The organism is Flavicella sp. (assembly GCF_037132785.1).
GTDB lineage: Bacteria > Bacteroidota > Bacteroidia > Flavobacteriales > Flavobacteriaceae > Flavicella.
In genome coordinates, this window is sequence record NZ_JBAHZZ010000174.1 from 1 (window position 1) to 9,009 (window position 9,009).

The 9,009-nt window shown below is 31.8% G+C and carries 7 protein-coding genes and 1 pseudogene; 5 read left to right on the forward strand and 3 right to left on the reverse strand.

The window, feature by feature from the left end; genetic code table 11:
- The 5 genes and pseudogenes from V5787_RS10870 to V5787_RS10890 form a co-directional block, all read left to right on the forward strand.
- Window positions 1-164, forward strand: a pseudogene (locus V5787_RS10870) (IS1595 family transposase); the annotation flags it as partial.
- Between the two features lie 96 nt (window positions 165-260).
- Window positions 261-938, forward strand: coding sequence for a metal-dependent hydrolase (locus tag V5787_RS10875; RefSeq protein ID WP_336893241.1), 678 nt, complete (start codon window positions 261-263; stop codon window positions 936-938).
- Between the two features lie 16 nt (window positions 939-954).
- Entirely contained in the window at window positions 955-1,992 is a 1,038-nt protein-coding gene (locus V5787_RS10880) for an o-succinylbenzoate synthase (protein WP_336893242.1), read from the forward strand.
- A gap of 417 nt (window positions 1,993-2,409) precedes the next feature.
- Complete coding sequence (locus tag V5787_RS10885; protein ID WP_336893243.1) at window positions 2,410-3,363, forward strand: type II CAAX endopeptidase family protein; 954 nt, start codon at window positions 2,410-2,412, stop codon at window positions 3,361-3,363.
- Window positions 3,350-4,411, forward strand: a complete 1,062-nt coding sequence (locus tag V5787_RS10890; protein ID WP_336893244.1) for an AMP-binding protein — start codon at window positions 3,350-3,352, stop codon at window positions 4,409-4,411. Before V5787_RS10885 ends, V5787_RS10890 begins: the two co-directional genes overlap by 14 nt.
- Here V5787_RS10890 and V5787_RS10895 read toward each other — a convergent pair.
- Genes V5787_RS10895 through V5787_RS10905 form a run of 3 tightly spaced genes read right to left on the reverse strand, consistent with a single transcriptional unit; the run spans window position 4,408 to window position 8,679 of the window.
- Window positions 4,408-4,926 (reverse strand): DUF255 domain-containing protein, encoded by a 519-nt coding sequence (locus tag V5787_RS10895; protein ID WP_336893245.1) that lies wholly within the window; start codon window positions 4,924-4,926, stop codon window positions 4,408-4,410. The genes V5787_RS10890 and V5787_RS10895 overlap by 4 nt on opposite strands.
- Before the next feature lie 22 nt (window positions 4,927-4,948).
- Window positions 4,949-6,493: a peptide MFS transporter gene (locus V5787_RS10900; RefSeq protein WP_336893246.1), complete on the reverse strand. Its 1,545-nt coding sequence runs from the start codon at window positions 6,491-6,493 to the stop codon at window positions 4,949-4,951.
- 11 nt (window positions 6,494-6,504) lie between these two features.
- Window positions 6,505-8,679 carry a S9 family peptidase gene (locus V5787_RS10905; protein ID WP_336893247.1) on the reverse strand — a complete coding sequence of 725 codons (2,175 nt, stop codon included), beginning with the start codon at window positions 8,677-8,679 and terminating at the stop codon, window positions 6,505-6,507.
- Window positions 8,680-9,009 lie beyond the last annotated feature (330 nt).

The following is a 9,009-nucleotide window of genomic DNA, read 5'->3' on the forward strand; positions in this document are numbered from 1 at the left end:
CAACTCATGTAAGTAAATGGCATATACAAGCATATTTTGATAAATTTTGTTTTAGAATTAATAGGTCACAATACAAAGAATCCATTTTTCATAAAACAATTCTTAGAATGGTACTACAAAAACCTAAATATCAAAAAAATATAAAACAGACACTAGATGTATAACTCAATAAATTTTATTTGGTATGAAGATACGGAATTTTAAGTTCGAGTTCTTTAAAAAAAACAGGTATCTTTACCTTAGCTTTTAAATGAAAACATATGAAAATTACTTTTTTAGGTCATGCGAGTTTTTTAATTGAAATTGAAAACATAAAAATAATTGTAGATCCCTTTATAAGTCGAAATCCATTGGCAAAGGATATCAATTTAGCAGCACTAAATGCTGATTTTATTTTGGTTACACATGCACATGAAGATCATATGGCAGATGTTGAAATAATAGCAAAAGCCTCAGATGCTATAGTAGTTTCTAATTTTGAAATAGTCAGTTATTTCGAGAAACTAGGAATAAAAGGTCATCCTATGAATCACGGAGGAACCTGGGAATTTGATTTCGGGAAAGTAACTTATACCAATGCGGTTCATTCAAGTTCTTTTCCTGATGGCAGCTATGGAGGGAATCCTGGAGGGTTTTTAATTCAAGCAAAACATAAAAATATGTATATTGCTGGTGATACATCCTTGACTATGGACATGAAATTAATTCCATTGAAGGCGAAATTAGATGTTGCAATTTTACCAGTTGGTGATAATTTTACTATGGGAGTTGATGATGCAATTATTGCAAGTGATTTTTTAGAATGCTCAAAAATAATTGGTTGTCATTTTGATACTTTTGGATATATTGAAATCAATCATGAAGAGGCTATAAAAAAATTCTATGATAAAAATAAAGATTTGATGCTTTTAAAAATAGGGGAAGATATTCAATTATAATTTTATTTAGAAAATATTGAAAGCAACGTATCAAAAATATATTTTAAATTTTAAGCAAGCAAGTGGTACTTCAAGAGGAGTTTTAAGAACAAAAGAAACTTATTTTCTGATGCTTTTTGATAAAGGAAATGAAGGAATTGGTGAATGTGGTTTGTTTAAAGGTTTAAGTTGTGACGATAGACCTGACTACGAAGAAAAACTACAGTGGCTTTGTGCTAATATAACTCTAGGAGAAGAGGTTTTATTACAAGAATTGATTGAATTTCCTTCCATTCAATTTGGTGTTGAACAAGCTTTTTTGTCCTTGCGATCAAAATACAAATACGAATTGTTCAATACTGATTTTGTACATAAAAACAAACCAATCTCCATCAACGGATTGATATGGATGGGAGCAGCTGATCTTATGCAACAACAAATAGAGGCTAAATTAGTCGATGGTTTTGATACAATCAAGTTAAAAATTGGTGCAATCGATTTTGACAAAGAATGTCAATTGTTAGGTTCTATTCGTCAACGATTCTCTGCAAAAGAAATAGAGTTACGTGTAGATGCCAACGGTGCTTTTTCTCCAGAAGAAGCTTTGGATAAGTTAGAGCGGTTGGCACAGTTTGATTTACATTCCATTGAGCAACCAATTCGACAAGGACAAATTGCAGAAATGAAGAAATTATGTAAAGAAACTCCATTGCCAATTGCTTTGGATGAGGAGTTGATTGGTGTATTTCGAAAGGAAGAAAAGATAAAATTAATTAAAGAGATCAATCCACAATATATAATTCTAAAACCGAGTTTGTTAGGTGGAATTAAAGGGTGTAACGAATGGATTGCTATTGCACAAAAAAACAATATAGATTGGTGGATTACCTCCGCATTGGAAAGTAATATCGGTTTAAATGCAATTGCTCAGTATACGAGTAGCTTGCAAACAAAAATGCCACAAGGCTTAGGCACTGGTGGTTTATTTACAAATAATATAGATGCACCTCTTTCTGTTGAGTCAGGGAAGTTGTGGTATGACTCCTCTAAGCAATGGAGTCAAATTAAATACTGAATTCAAGTCACAAATGCAACTTTTTGGTTAAATAATAATTGTTCCATAACAAATATAGGATTTTCATACTCATGTCTCTTCCTAGATCTGTTATTTAGTTTTGTTTCTACTTCCTTGACTCGTTGTTGAATAACGTTTGTAAAATCACTTTATTTACTAATTACAGATTTGTTTTTACTAATAGTCATCGCTATTTCAGCCTGTTTATAGCCTTGATTTGACATGCAGTAAATTGTTTATCTTTGTGCTTGGGTAATGTGTGTCATACAACTTCTTTTTTGGCGATTTTAAACCGTAAGATACACATCCATCAAAATATAAAAGGTAGGTTTTCCTGCTTTTTTGTTTTGAAAAATATAATTAAAAACATTCAAATCGAAAAGTTGCGCTTATTAATTTAATTTAAGAATTTTAAGAATGAGTTATTTAGAAAAAGGGTTTTTAGGAAAAATTCAATGGTGGAGATATATTCTTGTATTTTTAATTGTCGGAGTAGGGTTTTTTATATTTTCAATTCCTCACGGAATAGCAATTTCAGTAAAAACAGTTTTGGGAGAAGTGGACTCTTCTAGAGTAGATGATATTAGTTATCTGATGACTATATTTGATTCCAATGTGAATTTGATGTATATGATTTTACCATTTGTTGGTGGTTTGTTTTTTTTATTATTTGCCGTTAAATTTATTCACGAACAGAAACTGGTAAATCTTACAACAGGAAGAAAAAGTATAGATTGGAAAAGAGTATGTTTTTCATTTTCTCTTTGGGCAATTGTTGTTGTGCTTTTTGTGGGTGTTCAGTATTTAGTAGCACCTGAATCAATCGTGTTTAATTTTCAAACAAAACCATTTTTGATATTGTTGCTAATAGGTGTTTTATTGATTCCTATTCAGACAAGTTTCGAAGAGTATATGTTTAGAGGTTATTTAATGCAGTCGTTGGCAGTTTTAGCAAAGAATCGTTGGTTTCCTTTATTGTTTACTTCCATTGTATTTGGAGTCATGCATGGTTCCAATCCAGAGGTAGCTAAATTAGGTTATGGTTTAATGGTGTATTATATAGGGACAGGTTTTTTTTTAGGAATTATTACTTTAATGGATGATGGAATGGAGTTGAGTTTAGGATTTCATGCTGCAAATAATTTAATATCTGCTTTATTGATAACAGCTGATTGGCAGGTTTTCCAGACATATTCTGTTTTTAAAGATATTGCAGAACCAAATTTGATTATGGCAATTATTCCTTCGTTGGTATTATTTTCAATTGTGGTTTTTATATATTCAAAGAAATATGGATGGACAGACTGGAAAGAAAAGTTAACTGGAGTTGTGAACCCTCCGAAACAATTGTTTGTTGATGAAAATGCTTAGTGTCCACAATGCATTTAAATTAAACGGTTTTTCTTTTAAGAATAAAGTTGAACTGTTGACTTATGTTTCCAGGAATACTATTAATGGAGAAGTGTTTTTAAAATCTTGGTTTGATGAAAATGATTCTATAATCGTTCAAACATCGGGTTCTACAGGAACACCAAAAGAAATTAACATCCAAAAGCAATTTATGCTGAATTCGGCAAAATCAACAGGTGTTTATTTTGATTTAATAGCGGGTACAACTGCTTTGTTATGTATGTCTTCTGATTTTATTGCTGGTAAAATGATGTGGGTAAGAGCATTGTCTTTAGGTTGGGAGTTGGATGTGGTTTCCATAAGTTCTAATCCATTAAATGAGACCGAAAAGAATTACGATTTTGCTGCGATGGTGCCGTTACAGGTTTTTAATTCAATTAATCAATTAAACTCAGTAAAGACTTTAATTGTTGGAGGAGGTGTGGTATCAAAAGAATTAAAAAGTTTTTTATGCGACTTGTCTACACAGGTATATGCAACTTATGGAATGACCGAAACTGTTACTCATATTGCTGTTAAAAAGCTAAATCATATTCAAGATAACACAGTAGAATATTATAACACATTACCATCAGTAAAAATAACTAAGGATACTAGAGGGTGTTTGGTGATTGATGCTCCTTTAGTTTCTAATAAAAAAATAATTACAAATGATTTGGTGAAATTAACTTCAGACAATATGTTTGAATGGTTGGGGAGGTATGATACAATAATTAATAGTGGAGGTATAAAGTTAATTCCAGAAAAAATAGAAAATAAAATTTCAAAAATTATTTCGAATAGTTTTTTTATGGCAGGTCTTAAAGATGCTTATTTAGGAGAAAAATTAGTATTGATTGTAGAGGGACAAGGCGAAACGATAGATACTAATAATAAAATTAAAATCTATTTAAAAAATATTCCCTTGAAACCCTATGAGGTTCCAAAGGAAATTTATTTTGTGGGAAATTTTGAACGAACTGATACAGGTAAAATCAAACGTACTGTAATTTTATCTAAAATTAATTAAAGTTGACTTGTAAACTCTTTTTGAAACTCATCCCAAGTTTGCTCAATATATTTGTCTTTTCCAAGATATAGCAAAATAGGTTCTATAGATTTTGCATCTAAATAACCAGGTAACTTTTGAATTAGTTGTTCGTCTTTATTCATGAAAACCGTACTAGGATAACTCATTTCTCCTTGCAGTAAGTTGGCGGCAAATTCATGATAGCCTTTTCTACCTTGACTGATGAATTTATACTGTCTGTCTTTGTAAAGTATCGATTCTTTTTGTTCGGCATTTAATTTAACAGCATAAAAATTTTCATTTATAAGCTCGGCAATAACGGTGTTTTTATAAGTGTCACGATCCATTTTTTTACAATAACCACACCAGTCGGTATAGACATCAATTAGGATATTTTTTTGCTGTTCTTTGTTGAGCTCAATTGCTTTTTCAAAGCTAATCCAATTGATCTCTTGTGCAGTCAATTGAAAAAGAGAAGCGCAAAGAAATACGATTGTAAGAAAATATTTTTTCATGTTTTTTTGTTAAATAAGTTTATTAATAAACTCCATGCATCAGTGATTTAATTATTTTAGTCAATGCAATAATCATCAATCCAGCTACTATTGGTACTAGTGTAAATATTAAGAAAAATGTTGTCAAAGAGTAATCACTTGTAATTTGATCAATCATTCCACCCATAGAGCCTGCAATTTTATTTCCCATTCCAATAGCTACATACCAAAGTCCGAACATCAAACCAATTTTAGTTGCTGGAACTAATTTTGAAACATAAGACAAACCAACAGGAGATAAGGTAAGTTCTCCAAGAGTATGTAGTAAATAGGCCAATACTAGCCAAATAACACTTACAGACGCTGTTTCTGCTCCTGAAGGGATGCTCGTTGATCCATAAGCTAATACTCCAAACCCAAGTCCCAATAAAATCAAACCAACTCCAAATTTAACACTAGCAGGAGGGTTGAATTTACTTTCCCAAATTTTAGAAAATAAAGGAGCAAATGCAATAATAAAAAAGGAATTTAAAATACCAAACCAAGAAGCAGGGATTTCCGTAGAACTCTCGTTAAATTGACTTTTTAACATCCAAAGTACAATTCCCCAAATAACAGCAAAACTACTTGCTAAGAATAAGTTTGCTAAAGCGTATTTTTTGAATGTTTTTTTAAAAAGTAAAACAAGGACGTAGGTAATAATTGCTAATGGAACTATAGTTATTAGTGTATTTGTAATTCTAAAAATAGTAGCCGCTGTTCCTTCAAGGAGTCTGTTGGTATAGTCTTTTGCGAAAATAGTCATAGAACCTCCGGCCTGTTCAAAAGCAGCCCAAAAGAAAACAGTAAAAAAAGCTAGTATTCCAACTACAATATATCTATCCCTTTGTACCTTAGGTGAAATCTCTTCAGTAGTTTCGGGACTGTTTTTGATAGGTAATCTGCCTTGCTGTTTTTTAGAGAGACCAATATGTCCAAAAATATTTTTAGCAAACCAAAATTGTAACATTCCTAAAAACATGAAAATTCCAGCCAGTCCAAACCCCCAGTGAAATCCGTAAGTTTCACCGATATAACCACATAATAGAATACCTAAAAAAGCTCCTGCATTTACTCCCATATAATAGATAGTAAAAGCTCCATCTTTTTTCTCTGGATGATCGTCATACATTTCAGAGATTATAGACGTCATATTTGGTTTGAATAATCCGTTTCCGGCGATCAAACAGCCAATACCTATATATAAACTTGTTGGTGTATCAAAGGTCATGGCAGCATGTCCAGCTGTCATTATCAATGCTCCTATGGCTACAGCCCAACGGTAGCCTAATAACTTATCGGCTAAATAACCTCCAATAACCGGAGTGAAATAAACTAACATGGTATAGGTTCCGTATAAGCTCATCGCTTCTTTTCTAGACCATGCCCAGCCGCCATCTATTATGGCTGAGGTTAAAAAGATTACCAATAAGGCGCGCATTCCATAATATGAAAACCGTTCCCACATTTCTGTGAAAAACAGAACAAATAGGCCTGCGGGATGTCCTAATACATTGTCTTTAAAAAAATCATTGTTATTACTCGTCATATAAATAGATTTTAATTTTGATTGCTTTTTAGGTGTTTGTCTAGGAAATTTGTCATTTTCCTAAACAAGTGAACTCTTGTGTTTTTTCCACTGTAAATACCGTGGGTACGATCTGGGTAAATTGCTTGTTCAAATTCTTTATTGACCTCTATCAATGCATTTGTCATTTGATAGGTGTTTTGTACATGTACATTATCGTCACCAGACCCATGGATAATCAAATAGTTCCCTTCTAGTTTCTCAGCATGAAATAGGGGAGAGTTAGAATCGTAACCATTTGGGTTTTCTTCAGGTGTTTGCATATATCTTTCTGTGTAGATTGTATCATAATATCTCCAAGAGGTAACAGGAGCAACAGCAATTGCGGTATTAAAAATATCAGCCCCTTTTAAAATGCAATTACTTGCCATAAAGCCACCATAACTCCATCCCCAAATAGCGATTGATTTTTCATTGATAAAAGGTAGTGATCCAAGTTTTTTGGCAACATCAATTTGGTCTATAGTTTCGTATTTTCCGAGTTCTTTGTAGGTTGCTTTTTTAAAGGCAGCACCTTTATATCCAGTTCCTCTTCCGTCAACACAAGCAACAATGTATCCTTTTTGTGTTAGCATATGGTACCAGTAATCGTTGTAGCTATTCCATGAGTTAGAAACTGATTGCGACCCTGGTCCCGAATATTGAACCATAACTAAAGGATAGTTTTTTGTAGGATCAAAATCTATGGGTTTTAACATCCACATATTAAACGTTCCGTTATCAGTAGTGATTTCTGAAAACTCTTTTTTAGAAAGACCGTAAGGTTGTAATTTTTCTAATAAGGTGCTGTTGTTTTTAATTTCTTTGATTATTTTTTTACCATTGAACAAGGAATATGTCAACGGGGAGTTTGCATCTGAATGTTTGATAATTGCAAAATTTTTAGTACTGCTAAAGTCTGCATTTGAGGTGCCTTTGTTTTTACTAATTATTTTTTTGCTTTTTCCGTTGACCCGAATTTGATAAATGGTTTTGTTGATACTGCCATCTGCAACCGACTGATAAAATAGGGTGCGTTCTTTTTTATCCAGACCATAAAACTTGGTTACGTCCCAGTTTCCTTTTGTAATTTGTTTTTTTAATTTTCCTATTGCGCTGTAATGGTACAAATGATTGAAACCACTTTTTTCACTTTGAAAAATAAAACTATTGTCTTGGAGGAAAGTTAAATTATCGATGTTATTAACATCTATATAACAGGAGTCTGTTTCTTCTAAAAGTAATTGTATAGAATTGTCTGTGCTATTGATAGAGAAAAGCTTTAATTTGTTTTGATGTCTGTTTAAAGTGATCACAGCAACATTTTTATCGTCGTTTGTCCATTTAAGTAAAGGGATATATTCATAGGAGCCGAGTTCGATTTCTTTTGATGACTTGGATTTTAGATCTGCAATGTGTAAGGTTACTTTTGAGTTTTTTTCTCCTGCTTTTGGGTATTTAAAAGCAAAAGAACTTGGATACAGGTTTTTACCAAATATATCCATTGAAAAAGTTGGAACCTCTGATTCATCAAATTTTAAGAAGGCTATCTTATGACTATCCGGACTCCATTCAAAAGCTTTTACAAAAGCAAACTCTTCTTCATATACCCAATCTGTGATTCCGTTAATCAGATGGTTCTTTTTTCCGTCAAAGGTGATTTGAGAAGTTTTTTCCGAAGAAAGGTTTTTAACGAATATATTGTTGTTTTTTATAAAAGCTATTTTTTTACCATCTTTAGAAAAAGTAGGTACTTGAATTTGGTCATCAACTACTTTTGAAAGTTTTTTTGTTGCAATTTCATAAATAAAAAAAATAGATTTTGAAGAATGGCGGTAAATTGATTGTGTATTCGTAGCAAGAAGAATATGCGTTTCATCTGCATTAAAAGAATAGGAATCAAAACAATTTATTTCCGCTAAATCTTTACTGTTTACAAGTGTCTTTGTCTTTTTTAAAATAGCATAACTGTATACATCTATTGATGTTGACTCCGTTTGCCTATCGTAATTAAGAAGACTGTAAAAATCTCCGTTCATAGGAGAATAAGAGTCTAGGTAGCTTTGACTAAATTCACCAGACCATATTTTATCTAAGGTTATTTGTTGAGTTTGTGCGGTTAAAAATAAGGGAATAAAGATAAAGAGAAGTCTAACGAATCTACGCATTTTTTTGAAGTCTGTTTGAGAGATGCCCAATTTATGAAAAATTAAGGAATATTTAATCTTTTAGAAAAGTTAAATTCACTCTCATTTTAAGACCGTTGCATAATGCTCTTTTCAGTTTTAGATTTCAATTTTTACTTTTTTAATCTAAAATTTATGTTTTTTTTCCTTATTTTCATTGTTTATGTTAGTTATTAACTCAGAACCAGTAGTTCTTTAATTAATATATTTTTTTGTATCTTTATTGATGGAAAAAACAGACTTACGAAGCGTGTCCGATCAAGAAAGAGAAATTATACGAAGGGATGCCATAAAAATGATAAATCGAGGAGA